Source organism: Epilithonimonas sp., from assembly GCF_032055105.1.
Lineage (GTDB): Bacteria > Bacteroidota > Bacteroidia > Flavobacteriales > Weeksellaceae > Epilithonimonas.
Window position 1 is genome coordinate 247384 of record NZ_DAMBRK010000002.1, and the last position, 15174, is coordinate 262557.

Consider the following 15174-nt stretch of genomic DNA (forward strand, 5'->3'; position numbering starts at 1 on the left):
AATGAGTCTGCACTTTCTGTTGATATGTTATAATGGTTATTAGTTTCCTTTTATAGCATTGATAATGCCTTCGAGATTTTCATTGAGGTTTATTATTTCAGCAAAGACTTTGTCGTCTTTTCCGAGTCCGCCGTGTTTGTTGTTCTTTTTGAAAATCTCTTTGATTTCCTCCCAACGTTTTGTTTCGTCATTAGAAATTAATCCTGCGATTTCTTTCAGTTTCAATAGATTACTTTCCGTATCGGCCGTCAAAGTTTGAGATTCGCTTTCGTAATGCGCCAGAATCAATTCATCGATTTCCTTATCATTCATCATCGGAACCACTTGCGTCACCAATTTGCTCATATTTCTATAAGAACCTTGCATCTTGAAAGGCGGTTCTGTTCTGTACGCATCTTGCATTGCTGCAGACAAAATATAGTTCTGATTGACTTTTACCACAACATTTCTGATTTTAAGAATATGTCTTAGAACAGCCATAAAATCATCCACTTCCTGTTTCAGATAATTACCTTCTAAGTCTGGTAATTGTTCTGCTCCAGATTCTACAAAGTCTATCAAAGCATAAAAATCTTTGAAAGACTTGCTCGCAATTTTTTCCAGATTTACATTTTCTATCGCTGCATTTTCTATCAAACTGAGTTTGAACAGATGTTCCGTATCACCAATCACATCTCCCAAATTGTACACATCGGCACGGTTTGCCAACATATCCGGGATTTGGAATTTGGAGCCACTTTCTGTGTAAGGATTTCCAGCCATTACAATACAAAAACGTTTTCCTCGCAAATCGTAAGTTTTGCTTTCTCCTTCAAAGATTCCATCGATTTTCCTTTGTCCATCGGCTAGAGAAATGAATTTTTGCAAAAACTCCGAATTCAAATGCTGAATATCATCCAGATACAACATCACATTATCCGCCATCTCAAATGATAGATTGATTTTTTTCAACTCTTCTCTTTCTCCGGACGTCTTGGCTTCAATTGGGTCAATGGATGTGATAGAATGTCCAATCGTTGGTCCGTTTACTTTTACAAAGTGTAATCCCATTGTTTTGGCAAGATATTCCATCAACGTGGTTTTCCCGTAACCAGGCGGCGAAATCAGAAGCAACATCCCCATTCTTGCCGTTCTTTTGTTGTCTCCAGCAGCACCTAATTGTTTTGCCAAATTATTTCCGATTAATGGAAAATAAACTTCATTAATTAATTTATTTCGGACAAAAGAAGTGAGAACTTTTGGTTCAAATTCATTGATTTTGAGTTCTTTTTCATAGTTTTTACTCAACTGTTCTTTCAGCTTTACGAAAGAATCGAAACTAGGAACGCTAACAGTCGCAAAAAGAGATAACTTATGAATAAAAGCATAATAATTGATTTTGAAAGTTCCGTTATTTAAAATCGTGTGATTCCCTTTGAGTTCAGAAACTTCCGCTTCATCTTTCCCGAAAATCAGTTCATATTCATCTTTTGGAAATAGTAAAGATGTTGCCGTTTCTTCGATATAATTTCTGGAATATTCCAGACTTTCGTTTTCATCAATAAAGGAATGAAGCCAATTGAGAACCAAATAATATCTGTCAACCAGAGAGAATTGCTCATTTTCCAAATCGGTCTGGAAATCCTTCAGTGACTTTTTGGATTCTAATAATCTCACGAATTCCTGTTTCAAATGGTCAGAGATTTCACTCAAAGAAAATTTTCCATATTTGGTGAATGTTTGGAATAAGTAAGTTGCAATTTCCCTCGAATCAATTTCTGTACAATCTAAAGTCGTTTTCCAGTTAGAAAACTCAATTATGATTTCATTAATAACAGATTCATAACGATTTGAGTTCGGAAAAGTCTTTAAAATCGAATGTGTAGAATGAATCAAAGCATTGATTTTATTTCTTCTTTCCTCTGACAAATGATGCCAAAACAATTGCGCCGTCGCACGAAGACTACCTTTGTATCGAAGCAAATCCAACTTCTCATCCATCGATTTTATTGCATTATAAATCTGCAATGCATCGAAGTTATGAACGCCTTTGATGTAATTTTCAGAATAATTCTGCTCAACAGTTTGCGTGATAAATTGCTCAGCATTAAAATCCTTTACATTTTTCGAAGCCAGAAAAGTCTTGTAAGCCAAATATTCTGCACGATAAACTTCTTTGTTCTCCGAAATCAATTCCTGCTCCCAAATATCCTGAAAAGTCGTAATCTCGTTGTTCTTAACCTTTTGATAAAAACTCGTTCCTGTGAGATGATAAAAAATTTCACCATTTCTATTGAGAAGTGTTAAGCTCAAAGACTGATTGTTAACAGTAAACTTGTGTTTCCCCAGTGCGATGATGTTTTGTCCATCAACGTACAATTCTGTTTTATCACGTAGAATTCTCAGTGCATCTTCCTGAGATTTTTTGATAAGATTTTCTAAGTTTTCAGCTTTGGAAACATCATTCAACGATTTCAGTTCAGAAACCAATTGGCGAATCTTATCGACCATCAAATCCGAAGCATAAAAACTCAACACATCTTCTCTGGTTGTGAAAGTTTTTGACTTATTCTCGATGTTTTTCAGGACTCGCAAACCGATTTGTTCTAATGACGAAGTCCGCTTGTTGATTTGTTCAACAATTTGTTCTCTTCTCGTACTGAAAGCTTTGATAACCTCATCGCGTTTGTCCGCAATCTTCAATGCAAAATCATCGAATTCTGAAAATTTGCTTTCCAATTCCTCCAGCTGAACCACGATTTTGGTGTAATATTCGTCCACCTTATCAGCCGAAGTAGAAAGCTCCAGATAATTGGTCACCGATTGCTCCAGTAAAGTCAATTGAGCCGAAAATTCTGCAATGGCTTCGCTGCTTTTGAGAGAATTCAGTTTTCTTGTGAGTTGTGCGCGAACTTCATTTAAAGAAGCAAAAATCAAGGAAATCTTTTCTATAATTTTTGTCGTTTGAGTCGCATCTTCAATCTTCAGACTGTTGAGAATATCAATCAGCAATTCGAGTTCAGAAGAAATTACCGAATTGGTTTCCTCAATTTCCTTGGCATCAAAAACTTTGGTGATTTGCTCAACTTTTTGCTTTTGCTCCGTAACTTTTTGCTCGTAAGGAATCAATGCTTCATCCCTCAGAAGAAAAGCAATTGTTTTCTCAGAAAGTTCAGAATTAAGAACATTCAGTTTTTCTAAAAGTTCATCAACTCTTTCAATATCGATGTACCGAATGTTTTTCAAATCGATAACTTCACCTTGCAAACGTCTTGTATCTGCCAGCTGATGTACCATCTGGTCAAGCGTTTCCACCAATGTGCTGTTGATTTGGAACATCAACTCTTCCAGCTTCTTGTCTGTTTTCTGAAGTGTTTCCTGAGCAAACTTTCTCTGTGTCTGTACTTTGACAAACTCATCAATCGCTGTGTTGGCAACTTCTTTTATCTGTTTCAAAGGTTCACCTAAATTTTTAAGTGAAGCATCATTTATCCAGAAATAAGAATCAATCAACGACCCGGATTTTCTCAAAATATCTTCATAAAGACCTTCGTAGCTGTCTTCTTTGTTGATAAGTAAAACCACTTCCTGTGCTTCTGCCATGGCTTGCACAATCTGCTTGTTTCCCACTTTGTACAACGGGTCATCCTTTTTTTCATCATTCTCGATGAGACGTTCCATATAAGGTGTTTCCCAGATCTGAACTTGATGATGTCTGGTAGCTTCCGGCTCTGTTCGGAAATAGATCATACTTCCATCATTGAAAATCGTGAATCCATTACAGATAATCGGTGTTTCTACCAATTGCTGAATGATATTATACGACATCAAAATGTAAGTATTGGTCTCTCTTTGCGTAAAAATGTAAAGAAAATCTTCGCCATTGGGAGACGCTACTTTTCTGATGAACTGGATATTTTCCAGTTGCGCGTCAAAAATCTTGTTGGTCCCGTTCTGGAGATAATATCCGTTGGAAAAAATAATCCCCTGATTGTCCGGCAACAAAATAGCTGCCTCGTTCATAGAAGAAAGATTGACCACTTCTTTTGTACGGACATTGAAAACAAAAGCACGGAAATTCTCCTGATAAGGTTTTATCCTGATTGCAATAAGATTCCCTAAATCGGCGTAATAATACTCGGCGTCATCCAATTGCTGGTCGAAATTCGCAACTTTTTCTGAGTAGATTCCTTTTCCAGTATCGGTATTGTCTTCTATCTTGAAAGTGATATCGCCACCAATAGCCTCGATAAAAACTTTGTCCAGAATAGAAACGTGCGGATGTTTCCCAAGACGACGATCTTCCAAAGATGTTTTTATCCATTCGAAATCCAATTGCGGCGGTATTTTGACTTCGTGGATACTTCTGTCGTCCTGATAGATTAGCTTTCCGTTTTTTATCAGCCATTTGAATGCTTTTAGGTCATCCGCATTTTTGCTGATCTGGAAAATCATATAGAGATAATTCTCTGTCTTTCTGAATTTTGAAAAAATAGAATCTCTGTAATATTTATATAAATTCTGATAATCTGTAATGAAGTTCGCGTCATTGATCAGATCCAAGGATTGTGGGATAAATTGTCCTCCGTCAAACTTATAGATACTGAAAACATCTTCCAACTGAATCTCTGTCCGAAGCCCGAAATGAACATTGTAACCAAAAATACACAAATCCTCTATCGCAATAATTCCTCTTGCCACACCTGTATTTTCTGTATCGATTCTTTGGTTGGCTTTCAGAACAAAACTCGTAGAGCTGAAGATTTCTTTTCGAGCTTCATTAAGGTTCTGCAAACGATGAATCAACTCGTCTTTCTGCGCCTGAAGACGTTTTTTGATGATCTCGTAAGTTCCGGAATCCAACTGATTATTTTGATTTTTTGTTTCTTCTTGCATTTAATTTTATGTATTAATGCGTTTGAAATCTATTATACAGATTGTCATCTTGCTAAAGTTCAAAATGACAATCCTGTAATAATATGAATGAAAATTATCCTAATTTTTTGTTAGAGATCCCGAGGTTTTTTGCCATCCCGAAAAGAGAATTGACAAAGTTTGCATCATCGGAATTCTCAGCAGACACAGCTGCTTGTTGTAGCTTGATCAAAGCGGCTGTAATCGTCAGGTTTTTGATGTCGTTGGATGATATTCCGTAACGGTCAGCCAAGCCTTTGATCTTTTCTGCTAAATCACCTTTTCCATCAGGTCCTAAAAGAGAGTCTTTGATATCCAAAGCGTGTTGAGAATTATTGATCAAATGATCGAATCCTTTCGCATTAGAAATTTGTTTTACAATATTCTCGAAGAACATCGTTTCTCCACCCACAATATCGATTTTAGCATTTTTAAGCGCTTCGGAAAGAACATTAGCCTGTGCAGAAGCAATATCTTTTTGGATATTGATCTGAGCCAATTCTACATCTTTCTCTTTCTGTAACTGGAGTTTGAACTCTTCGTGAGATTGTCCGGCTTCGTTGAGAATCTTCATTGCGGCAGCTTTTTCTTCGATTCCTTTCGCTTCTGCAAGTGCTTTTTCACGAACCACTTCGGCTTGAGCCAAACCTTCTTTACGAACAGCTTCGGCTTTTTTCTCAATGATTATAGCTTCTTTCGTTCCTTGGATTTCAACAGCATCCGCTTTTGCAATCATTACTTCTGCTTCTGATAGACCGATTGCCGCTTCTTCTTTTGCCTGAGCTTCTGCAATAATTTTTCTAGCTTCCGCTTCTTTTGCTGCGGCTTCTTTTTTAGCCTCTGCATCGATCAGTAATTCTTGTGCTTTACGCTCTGCAATTAGTTTCTGTGCATCTGCATCAATTACTTTTTTCTCTTTTTCCTGCTCTGCAGCAATTCTTGCGGCTTCTGCCGCTTTGACCGTTGAAACCAATTTTTCTTCCGCTTCCTGACTTGCAGCAATTACACCCGCTTGTTTCTTACGTTCAGCATCTCTGTAAGTTTCAACATCTTTGATGTTTTGTTGTTCTTCCACAACGCCTTTTTCCAACTGAACACGCTCTTTGATCACATTCTGAATCGATTTCTTCTCTGTTTCGATGGTTCTTTCTTTCTCGATCTGAGCCAAAGTAACAATTCTTTCTCTTTCGGTCTGTTCCAAAGCACGGTCTTTTTCTACTCTTTCGGTTTCCACAGCATCGGTTCTGAGTTTATTTTTCTCAGCAATGATAATCTGACGAAGCTTGTTCTCTTCTTGGATTGCCAAAGATTCTTCGGTAGAAATCCTTACTGTTTCAGCTTTAAGGCGTTCTTCTTCATTGACTTTCAAGATTTCTGCATTTTCACGAGCTTTGATATTTTCTATCTCACGTTTTTGGCGTTCTTCTTTTTCTGCCAGCTGACGTTCCAGTTCCAATATCGCCTCACGCGCTTCTACGTCTTGTTTTTTGATGGTTTTCTCTTCAGCTCTGCGAATCAGGTTGGCATTCATATTTTGTTGAGCCGTTAATTCGGTGATTTTTTTGATTCCTTCCGAATCAAGAATATTATCAGGACTTAAGAATTTCAGTTCTGTCTGTTCAAGATAATCAATCGCACAGTCATCAAGAATATAGCCATTAAGGTCGGTTCCGATGATATTCAGAATCTCATCTCTAAATTCTCTACGAGCTTCGTACAATTCTATAAAATCGAATTTTTTACCTACTGTCTTCAAAGCTTCCGAAAACTTGGCCTCGAAAATACTTTTCAAAGTTTCTGGCTCACTTGCTCTTTCTGTTCCCAGATTCTGTGCAACGCTGATCACGTCATCAACCGATTTGTTCACTCGCACGAAAAAAGCCACTTTGATATCTGCACGAATGTTGTCTTTACAGATCAATCCGTCGTTCTCCATACGGGCGATATCTATTTTTTTAACGGAAATGTCCATAATTTCCATCTTGTGAAAAATAGGCACAACATACATCCCTTTGTTAAAGGCCACTTTGGTTCCTCCAAAACCTGTTCTTACAATTGCTTTACCTTGAGGAATTTTCTTATAAAAAGAACTCAGGACCACCAAAAAGGCGAAGAATAAAAAGACAATTACTCCGATTGCAATGAAAATAACATTGACTCCACCAATCGCTAAAATAGTCATCTGTGTCATAGTTTATGATTATTTAATTTGTTAATTATTAATGATTTGTTTTTAATATTTGATTAGATATTCCGGATATTAATGTCTTTTTGTACGAAATATATTTTTTGATTTTTATCTTCATCTACCACAATAACCTCATCGTTATAAGCAATCGCCTGCCCATCAAAGCTTTTGACGTTTAGCCGGATAACATCTTTATTGATCTTGAACTCGGCAGAACCAATTTTACCTCCATCTACGGAAGATTTCATCATTCCTGTTCTTCCTAGAAAGTCGAGAGGATCTTCACCGTGATAACCTACATTTTCATAAAACTTAGCAATCGGCTTTGTTATCCAATGCATCAGAAAATAGGTAATGATGAAAATAGGAATGAGAATCAATAGAGACCAATATCCGAATTGACCTACCGAGATAAACAATGATGTTGTAATGGTAATGATCCAACCTATGAATTTGAACAAAGTAACAATGACCATTATTGGCGCTTTCCCTACATTGATAAAATCTAATGCTTTAGAAAAAAAACCAGACTGAAGGTCTCCTGTATCTGCATCTCCATCCACATCACTTATATCTCCAGCTACGTCAACATCCAGATCTCCATCTACGCCAAAGTCCAAACCGTCACCAGAAAAAAGGACAAACACCCAATACAGCAATGATACACCTGTAAGCACCGTCATAACTCCATTTGGAAGCGGATTGAATAATAGATTAAAGATTTCTGCCATATCTTAAAGATTTTTAAAGTTCTCTTTTTAGCGTATATAAAAAACCTTGCGTTGTACCAGTAGAAGTAAACGGAACCATGGTAACTACTTCCCAACCATCCATTCCAAGCTTATTAAGTTCATTTTCTAAATCACTTATTTCAATTTTTACAGACCAAATGCTTTTAGGTTTTATTTCAATGGTCTTATATTCAAATCTCTTTTTCATTATTTTTTGTTTTTAGAATTTTACATTCCTAGTTGTTTTTTGAGTTCTTCCAGATCTTTATCTACAGAATGAGTTCCCAATGCTTCATCGATTTCATCAGTTACACTTTTGCTACCCAAAGCCATTGATCCGTAAGCCTGTGAAAGCGCTTCATCTTCTTCCACTTTCTCTTTCATCCTTTCCAACATACTGATTGTGGAATTAGAATCTATTTTTGCCATTTGACGGTTTACCTCTTTTGTTGCATTGGAAACCTTCACTCTTGCTTTAAGAGTAGAAAGCTCACTTTCCCATTTGTTGATATTGAACTTTAGAACATCAATATTCTTCTGCAATTCCAAAACAGAATTCTCATGGACAACAGCTTGTTTATTAAGCTCCACAGACTCTGCGATAAGTTGCTTTTTCAACATCAAAGCTTCTTTTGCAAGCGATTCTGCTTTATCGGCTTCCAATTCATTATTTTGTAATTTTTGTAAAAGCAAAACCGCTTTGTTTGCAAACTCACTAGATTCTTCTTCCTTTTTGGTTGCATTATTTTTTGTTCGAATTGCCAAAGCTTTCACTTTTGCATAAGCTTCTAAAGATTGGTCAAGATCTTCTCTCATTTCCCTAATTCCTTGTTCGGTCATCTTGATCGGATCTTCCATTTTTTCTACAACAGAATGGATCTCAGCTTGTCCTATTCTGAAAATTCTTTTAAAAATATTCATTTTGATGTGGTTTTTAAAGTTTTGAAAATTGAATTAATTGTTCATAATATTCACTCATCAACAGACTTAATGAATTGATCGCCGCCTCAAACTCATTAAAATCAAGATTGTGAATCTGCAAAGTATATCGAAAAATCACTTTCTTCCCATCTTCGGTAATAGCAAACGCTCCGTGAATCATATCTCTATTTTTCATCAAAAGAGATTTGAACATATCTATATTGTCATTATTAATCGTAAACAGATATTGTTCAAAAATGATAACCGGAGGTGCAATACCTACAATTAGATTTCTTATTCCGTCCAAAGTATTTTCTATTACAAAAACACCAGTGTCTTCGGACTTATGCATGACCTTGTAATTAAGGTCAAGGATATATTTTTCTACTGTTTCAAAGTCCATTGTTAGTTAATTTTTTATTATTTGTTTGTATGTTTGTTACAAATATAATACATTTGCTAAAATAATTAGCAATATTTAACAAAATTTTTTGCAAAATGAGCCAAATAGGTCATAACATAAAGAAACTCAGAAAGGTAAAAGGCTTTAGCCAACAGGCTTTTGCAGAGTTATTTGAACTTTCAAGAGGAAACATATCATCCTATGAAGAGCAGAGAGCAGAGCCTAAAATAGATGTTGTGACAAAAATTGCCAATTATTTTAGCATTCCACTTGATCACTTACTTAATAATAATATCTCTGTAAACGAGATTCTGAACTTTGAAGATCACTTCGAAACCAAAGTTCCAGAAATGGTTTCCGATTTTAAAACCATTCCTTTTATAGACCGCAATCATCTTCCGCAGATCAATAGTTTCAATGAAAATCTGGATGCTTTACCAAAAATCCAATTTCCGATTTACAGCCCGAAAGATTTTTTGGCATTGGAACTGGACGAATCTGTTAATCATCACTCTGATTTTCTTTTCCGAGAGACTGATATTGCTTTTTTCAAAAAGTTGGAAGTTGACCTGCTTCATACCTTGGACCAACAATATGGCTTGTTTTTTACAGAAGAATCTTTTTTTATTGGAAAATTTAGAATTGAGGAAAAGCAGATCTTTCTTTTATTGAATGACTGGCACGAGGAGAAATTCGATGTTAGTACAATCGATAACTTTTGGAAATTTTATGGGAAATTTGAGAAAGCTATTTAACTCTAGAACCTAAATATATTCCTCAAAATCAAAACCTAATATTTTTCCTATTTGTAAAAAATCAGGATTCACATTCAAACTTGCATTGATGGAAATATTTTGTTCTGTAATAGGATGTTTAAAATTAAGTTGATGAGAATGTAAAGGCATCGCGGTGACATTAAAAGCATTCAACCATAATTTATTCTGTTTATTACAGCCATGTTTTCTGCAACCTAAAATGGGATGTAAAATATGTTTGAAATGTTTTCTTAACTGATGAAATCTACCTGTTTCGGGAATTGCTTCTACGAAAGAATAACGAGAAGTTGGATGTTTTAAAAATGGCAAATCTATCTCCGAAGTTTGCAGACGACGATAATAGGTAACTGCATTTTGAACGATTTCATTTTCATTGGTCAAATCATAATCAATCGTTTCTTCCTCTTTTGTCCAACCTCGTAGAATTGCTAGATATTTTTTCTCCACTTCGCGATTCATAAACTGATCACTAACTAGTTTAAGCGTTTCTTTATCGAAAGCGAATAGCAAAACACCCGAAGTTTTCCTATCCAGACGATGAATAAGATGAACCTTTTTCCCGATTTGATTCGTTAGTTTGTCTACAGCATATTCGTCTGCTGGACCGGCATATTTTGACTTATGAACCAAAAGCCCGCTCGGTTTGTTGATGGCAATAAGATAGTCGTCTTGATAAAGAATTTCTAACATTTTGCAAAAATAGAGATTTTCGACTGACTTTCTAGCCCTGATTGTAGTGGCATCCTTTTGTCTGTCTTGCGCAACGGAGTGGAGAAAGGCAGACAAAAGATATAGCGGAAAGCAGGTTCCCCGCTCCTAAAAAAAATCATTCAAAATCACTTAAAATCGTTATTTTTGCACTTCAATTCAACATAAATTATGGCAAAGCAAGAAGATGTTTTCAAAAAAGTGGTTTCCCACGCTAAAGAATATGGTTTTATTTTTCCTTCCAGCGAAATCTATGACGGACTTTCGGCAATCTACGATTACGGACAGAACGGTGCGGAACTGAAAAATAATATCAAACAATACTGGTGGAAAGCGATGGTTCAGCTGAACGAAAATATCGTTGGGATTGATTCTGCCATTTTTATGCACCCAACCATCTGGAAAGCTTCTGGACACGTGGATGCGTTCAACGACCCGTTGATTGACAACAAAGATTCTAAAAAACGTTTCCGTGCGGATGTTTTGGTGGAAGATTACTGCGCCAAAATCGAAGACAAGGAAAATAAAGAAATAGAAAAAGCGGCTAAGAGATTTGGTGATGCTTTTGATAAAGCAGAGTTCGTAGCAACCAATCCAAGAGTTCTGGAATACAGAGCAAAAAGAGAAGCTATCCTTTCCAGATTGGCAAAATCTCTTGAAAAAGAAGACCTTGCTGACGTAAAAGCTTTGATTGAGGAATTGGAAATCGCTGACCCAGATACTGGTTCTAAAAACTGGACGGAAGTGAGACAATTCAACCTGATGTTCGGAACTAAATTGGGTGCTTCTGCAGATTCTGCAACTGACCTTTATCTAAGACCGGAAACAGCTCAAGGTATTTTTGTTAATTATCTTAACGTTCAGAAAACTTCCCGTCATAAGTTACCTTTCGGAATTGCTCAAATTGGTAAAGCATTTAGAAATGAGATTGTTGCGAGACAGTTTATTTTCAGAATGAGAGAATTTGAACAGATGGAAATGCAATATTTCGTACCTCCTGGAACGGAGTTGGAATTCTACGAAAACTGGAAGAAGACACGTCTTAACTGGCATTTGGCGCTTGGTTTAGGTGAAGATAATTACCGTTTCCACGACCACGAAAAATTGGCGCATTATGCTAACGCGGCTGCTGATATCGAGTTTAATTTCCCATTTGGTTTCAAAGAATTGGAAGGAATCCACAGTAGAACGGACTTTGACCTTTCGGCTCACGAGAAATTCTCTGGTAGAAAAATCCAGTATTTTGACCCGGAAAGAAATGAAAACTATGTGCCTTACGTTGTAGAAACTTCGGTTGGTTTGGATAGATTGTTCTTAGCAATTTTCTCCAACTCTTTGAAGGATGAAGTTTTGGAAGACGGTTCGGAAAGAACAGTTTTGAGTTTACCGCCAGCTTTGGCTCCTGTAAAAGCAGCTATTTTACCTTTGGTGAAGAAAGATGGTTTGCCTGAATTTGCGGATAAGATTTTCAATGATTTGAAGTTTGACTTCAATGTAATTTTTGAAGAGAAAGATAGCATCGGAAAACGTTACAGAAGACAAGATGCGATTGGAACGCCTTTCTGCATCACAGTTGACCACGATTCTTTGAATGATAATACTGTAACCTTGAGATACAGAGATACAATGGAGCAGGAAAGAGTTCCGGTTTCTGAGCTGAGAAGAATTATTGATGAGAAAGTGAATTTTAGGACTTTGCTTTCTAAGATCTAAGTCTTCGAGAGCCTCAGACTGACAATTTTAATAAAATAAAAATCCCGACATTTGAGTTCGGGATTTTTTTATTTTAAACTATGACTCAACCAATCATTTTCTCAGCAGAAATCCAGCAACATCAAGATATCAACGCTGCCTTTGTAAATTTTCCATTTGATACAGTGGAATTATTTGGAAAGAAAGGACAAGTTAAAGTCAAAGTTCTGCTTGATGATAAAGTGGAATACAGAAGCAGCCTTGCCAATATGGGCGGCAATTTTCACAGGCTGGGACTGACTCAAGCGATTAGAAAAGAATTAGGAAAAACATTCGGAGATACAGTAGAAGTTAAACTTTGGGAAGACAAAGAAGAACGAATCGTTATTATTCCAGACGATGTTCAAGTATTGCTCAATCAAAAAGAAAAAGCGAAAAAGTTCTACGAAAAAATGTCCTATACACACAAGAAAGAATATATCCGTTGGATAGAAGAAGCCAAAAAAGAGGAAACGCGCGAACGTCGAAAAATCAAAATGATAGAAATGCTTTTGGAAGGTAAAAAAGGAATTTAATCAAAAAAAGGAACTCAAAATTGAGTTCCTTTTCTGTTATTTGATTTTCGAAAGTACATCTACCGTTTCTTCCAGATAGAAATCTCTTTCAAGATTTTTTCTCCAGTTTTCTGTTTTCTTAGCAAATGCTTCATCTTTTTTGATTCTTTCTGCTTCGTCCGGATGAATGGTGAATTTCAATCCGTTACTGAACTTATCCAAACCTTTAAATTTATCAATCTGAGCTTTACGAGTTTTCATCAACTCATTGAATTTAGTTTGATTCAAGGTGATTGTTTCTTCTTTGTCAAGCGCTTCTTTCCATTCAGCAGATTCCTGTAACATTTTGTAATTCTTGTTATCAGCCAATTGCTTGTCTAATTCTGCCTGCAGTTGAGGAATATTAAGTCCAGTCAATTTTTTATAAGAAGTTGTTTCGATTTTGTCCCAAGGCAAAGCGAATTGGTCAAAACGTTCTCCAACCTCTGAGTAAGAAAAGAAATCCTTCATCTTAAGGTCAGATTCCACGCCTTTTCTTTGAGTAGATTCTCCGGTGATTCTATAGAATTTCTGAATCGTTAGCTTCAAAGCTCCAAAATCATCGTTTGTATTCAAGAATCTGTTAAGTTCCACAAAAGTCTGAACTGTTCCCTTTCCGAAAGAACTTGGCGAACCAATAATCGCTGCTCTTCCATAATCTTGGAAAGCTCCTGCCAAAATCTCTGAAGCCGAGGCAGACAATTCGTTTTGCATCACTACAAGCGGACCTGTCCAGATTGGTTCGTTGGATTTGTTACTCAAAGTTTGAACTTTTCCACGGCTGTCTTTTACTTGAACATAAGGTCCAGCATTCATAAACAATCCCATAATATCGCCAACCTCTGTCAAAGAACCTCCGCCATTACTTCTAAGGTCAAGAATGATTCCTTCAACATTTTCTTTCTTAAGCTTGATTAATTCCGCTTTGATATCATCGGAAGCATTTCTGCCTTTGGGGTCTTCAAAATCTACGTTGAAACTTGGAAGATAGATAAATCCGTATTTTTTTCCGTTTTTCGCAGTCACAGCAATACTTCTTGCAAAAGTGTCTTCAATAGCTACTTCTTCACGAATCATCGTTACCTCTTTGATAGTCTTATCTTTTTTCTCAACAGTCAAAGTCACAGGTGTTCCTTTTTCGCCTCGGATTAATCTTACAGCTTCATCGGACAACATTCCAACAACGTTGACTGGTTCTTCATTTGGTTTTGATTTTACTTTAAGGATTTTATCCCCAGAAGTCAGTTGTTTTGATTTCCAAGCTGGTGCGCCGATTGTCAATTCGCCAAGATATAAGTAGCCTCTTTTTTCTTGAATCAAAGCGCCAATCCCAATGATTTTCCCTGTAAATTGGGCGTCAAATTCTTCTTTGTTTTTAGGAGAAAAATAGTTAGTATGCGGATCAAAAACTTCGCTGTACGCGTTCATATAAACCGTAAACCAGTCCATTTTCTTTCTCTTTTTGAATCTTCTGAAAGAGTCTGTAATCAAATCTTTAACTTCTGCCGTCGCTTTCTCGCGCTTCTTTTCCATAGAAAGCGGCTCATATTTGATAGTATCTTTCAGTTTATTATTGACCACAGAATCTTTCTTCTTTTTCTGAGCTTCTTCTTTGCTGGTCAATGTTTCAATTTCCTGAAGGATATTATACTTGATGTATTTTTTCCATTCTTCGCGTTGTTGTTTAGCATCAATTGGGTTCACTCTCTTCTTTGGTTCAAGAATCAATTCGTCATTTTCTTCCAAATTAATAGGCTTGGAAAGAATATCCTGAGTCATTTTATCAATCTCATCAACACGCTGATAAAGTCTGTCAATAGTCAATTTATAAAAAACTAAATTTCCTTGATTAAGATAATCATCCAGCTTTGTATAATGCTTTTTGAACTCATCCATATCAGACTGTAGAAAATATCTTTTGGACGCGTCTACGCTTTCAAAGTATTTGTCATAAACATCCTGAGAATAAGCATCATTAATAGGTTTTGGACTGTAATGAAGATAAGAGAGTGTATTTTTAACGCTTACCATAATGGTTTGCATTTTTTCATCATCATTTTGTGGGGAGTTGAAACAGAACATTAGCGTCATAAGAGGCGCAAACATCAATAGTTTCTTTAACTTGATTTTTTTGAACATATATTTTAAATCTGTACTAGGATTAGTATTTTTTTCTTTTGAAAGTTACGAGTGCATTCAAAAACAAAACCAAATTTAATACCTTATTTTAATTAAAGTATTATAAATTGGTTATTTTTGAAAGAATTAT

The 15174-nt window shown here is 36.1% G+C and carries 11 protein-coding genes; 3 read left to right on the forward strand and 8 right to left on the reverse strand.

Translation table 11 applies throughout. The annotated features are described in order from the left end of the window. Positions 1–39: 39 nt before the first annotated feature. The 6 genes from RTY06_RS02610 to RTY06_RS02635 form a co-directional block, all read right to left on the reverse strand. Entirely contained in the window at positions 40–4875 is a 4836-nt protein-coding gene (locus RTY06_RS02610; protein WP_312822587.1) for a DNA repair ATPase, read from the reverse strand. A gap of 94 nt (positions 4876–4969) precedes the next feature. Further along, positions 4970–7084: a flotillin family protein gene (locus tag RTY06_RS02615; RefSeq protein WP_312822589.1), complete on the reverse strand. Its 2115-nt coding sequence runs from the start codon at positions 7082–7084 to the stop codon at positions 4970–4972. 53 nt (positions 7085–7137) lie between these two features. After that, complete coding sequence (locus tag RTY06_RS02620) at positions 7138–7812, reverse strand: hypothetical protein (protein WP_312822590.1); 675 nt, start codon at positions 7810–7812, stop codon at positions 7138–7140. Positions 7813–7825: 13 nt separating this feature from the next. Beyond that, positions 7826–8020, reverse strand: coding sequence for a DUF4177 domain-containing protein (locus RTY06_RS02625; protein WP_312822591.1), 195 nt, complete (start codon positions 8018–8020; stop codon positions 7826–7828). A 20-nt stretch (positions 8021–8040) separates the two neighbouring features. Beyond that, a complete protein-coding gene (locus RTY06_RS02630) occupies positions 8041–8733 on the reverse strand; it encodes a PspA/IM30 family protein (RefSeq protein WP_312822593.1) in 693 nt (230 codons plus the stop codon). A gap of 13 nt (positions 8734–8746) precedes the next feature. Further along, on the reverse strand, positions 8747–9136 hold the full coding sequence (locus RTY06_RS02635; protein WP_312822595.1) for a YbjN domain-containing protein: 390 nt from the start codon (positions 9134–9136) through the stop codon (positions 8747–8749). A 95-nt stretch (positions 9137–9231) separates the two neighbouring features. On the opposite strand from RTY06_RS02635, the gene RTY06_RS02640 reads away from it, so the two are divergent. Beyond that, the gene (locus tag RTY06_RS02640; protein WP_312822597.1) at positions 9232–9891 is read left to right on the forward strand and encodes a helix-turn-helix transcriptional regulator; all 660 of its coding nucleotides are present in this window, start codon (positions 9232–9234) and stop codon (positions 9889–9891) included. Between the two features lie 9 nt (positions 9892–9900). Here the strand turns inward: RTY06_RS02640 and RTY06_RS02645 are convergent, their stop codons facing one another. Beyond that, a complete protein-coding gene (locus RTY06_RS02645; RefSeq protein ID WP_312822598.1) occupies positions 9901–10602 on the reverse strand; it encodes a pseudouridine synthase in 702 nt (233 codons plus the stop codon). 189 nt (positions 10603–10791) lie between these two features. Between RTY06_RS02645 and RTY06_RS02650 the strand changes: the two genes are divergently transcribed. Together RTY06_RS02650 and RTY06_RS02655 are read left to right on the forward strand one after the other, a co-directional pair. Further along, positions 10792–12333 (forward strand): glycine--tRNA ligase, encoded by a 1542-nt coding sequence (locus tag RTY06_RS02650; RefSeq protein ID WP_312822600.1) that lies wholly within the window; start codon positions 10792–10794, stop codon positions 12331–12333. An 80-nt stretch (positions 12334–12413) separates the two neighbouring features. Continuing rightward, positions 12414–12887 carry a YdeI/OmpD-associated family protein gene (locus RTY06_RS02655; RefSeq protein ID WP_312822602.1) on the forward strand — a complete coding sequence of 158 codons (474 nt, stop codon included), beginning with the start codon at positions 12414–12416 and terminating at the stop codon, positions 12885–12887. 36 nt (positions 12888–12923) lie between these two features. Here RTY06_RS02655 and RTY06_RS02660 read toward each other — a convergent pair whose 3' ends face one another. Next, the gene (locus tag RTY06_RS02660; protein WP_312822604.1) at positions 12924–15044 is read right to left on the reverse strand and encodes a carboxy terminal-processing peptidase; all 2121 of its coding nucleotides are present in this window, start codon (positions 15042–15044) and stop codon (positions 12924–12926) included. Positions 15045–15174 lie beyond the last annotated feature (130 nt).

Coding starts and splice junctions, on each gene's coding strand:
- RTY06_RS02610 (WP_312822587.1), bottom strand. CDS start 4,875: ATGCAAGAAGAAACAAAAAATCAAAATAATCAGTTGGATTCCGGAACT.
- RTY06_RS02615 (WP_312822589.1), bottom strand. CDS start 7,084: ATGACACAGATGACTATTTTAGCGATTGGTGGAGTCAATGTTATTTTC.
- RTY06_RS02620 (WP_312822590.1), bottom strand. CDS start 7,812: ATGGCAGAAATCTTTAATCTATTATTCAATCCGCTTCCAAATGGAGTT.
- RTY06_RS02625 (WP_312822591.1), bottom strand. CDS start 8,020: ATGAAAAAGAGATTTGAATATAAGACCATTGAAATAAAACCTAAAAGC.
- RTY06_RS02630 (WP_312822593.1), bottom strand. CDS start 8,733: ATGAATATTTTTAAAAGAATTTTCAGAATAGGACAAGCTGAGATCCAT.
- RTY06_RS02635 (WP_312822595.1), bottom strand. CDS start 9,136: ATGGACTTTGAAACAGTAGAAAAATATATCCTTGACCTTAATTACAAG.
- RTY06_RS02640 (WP_312822597.1), top strand. CDS start 9,232: ATGAGCCAAATAGGTCATAACATAAAGAAACTCAGAAAGGTAAAAGGC.
- RTY06_RS02645 (WP_312822598.1), bottom strand. CDS start 10,602: ATGTTAGAAATTCTTTATCAAGACGACTATCTTATTGCCATCAACAAA.
- RTY06_RS02650 (WP_312822600.1), top strand. CDS start 10,792: ATGGCAAAGCAAGAAGATGTTTTCAAAAAAGTGGTTTCCCACGCTAAA.
- RTY06_RS02655 (WP_312822602.1), top strand. CDS start 12,414: ATGACTCAACCAATCATTTTCTCAGCAGAAATCCAGCAACATCAAGAT.
- RTY06_RS02660 (WP_312822604.1), bottom strand. CDS start 15,044: ATGTTCAAAAAAATCAAGTTAAAGAAACTATTGATGTTTGCGCCTCTT.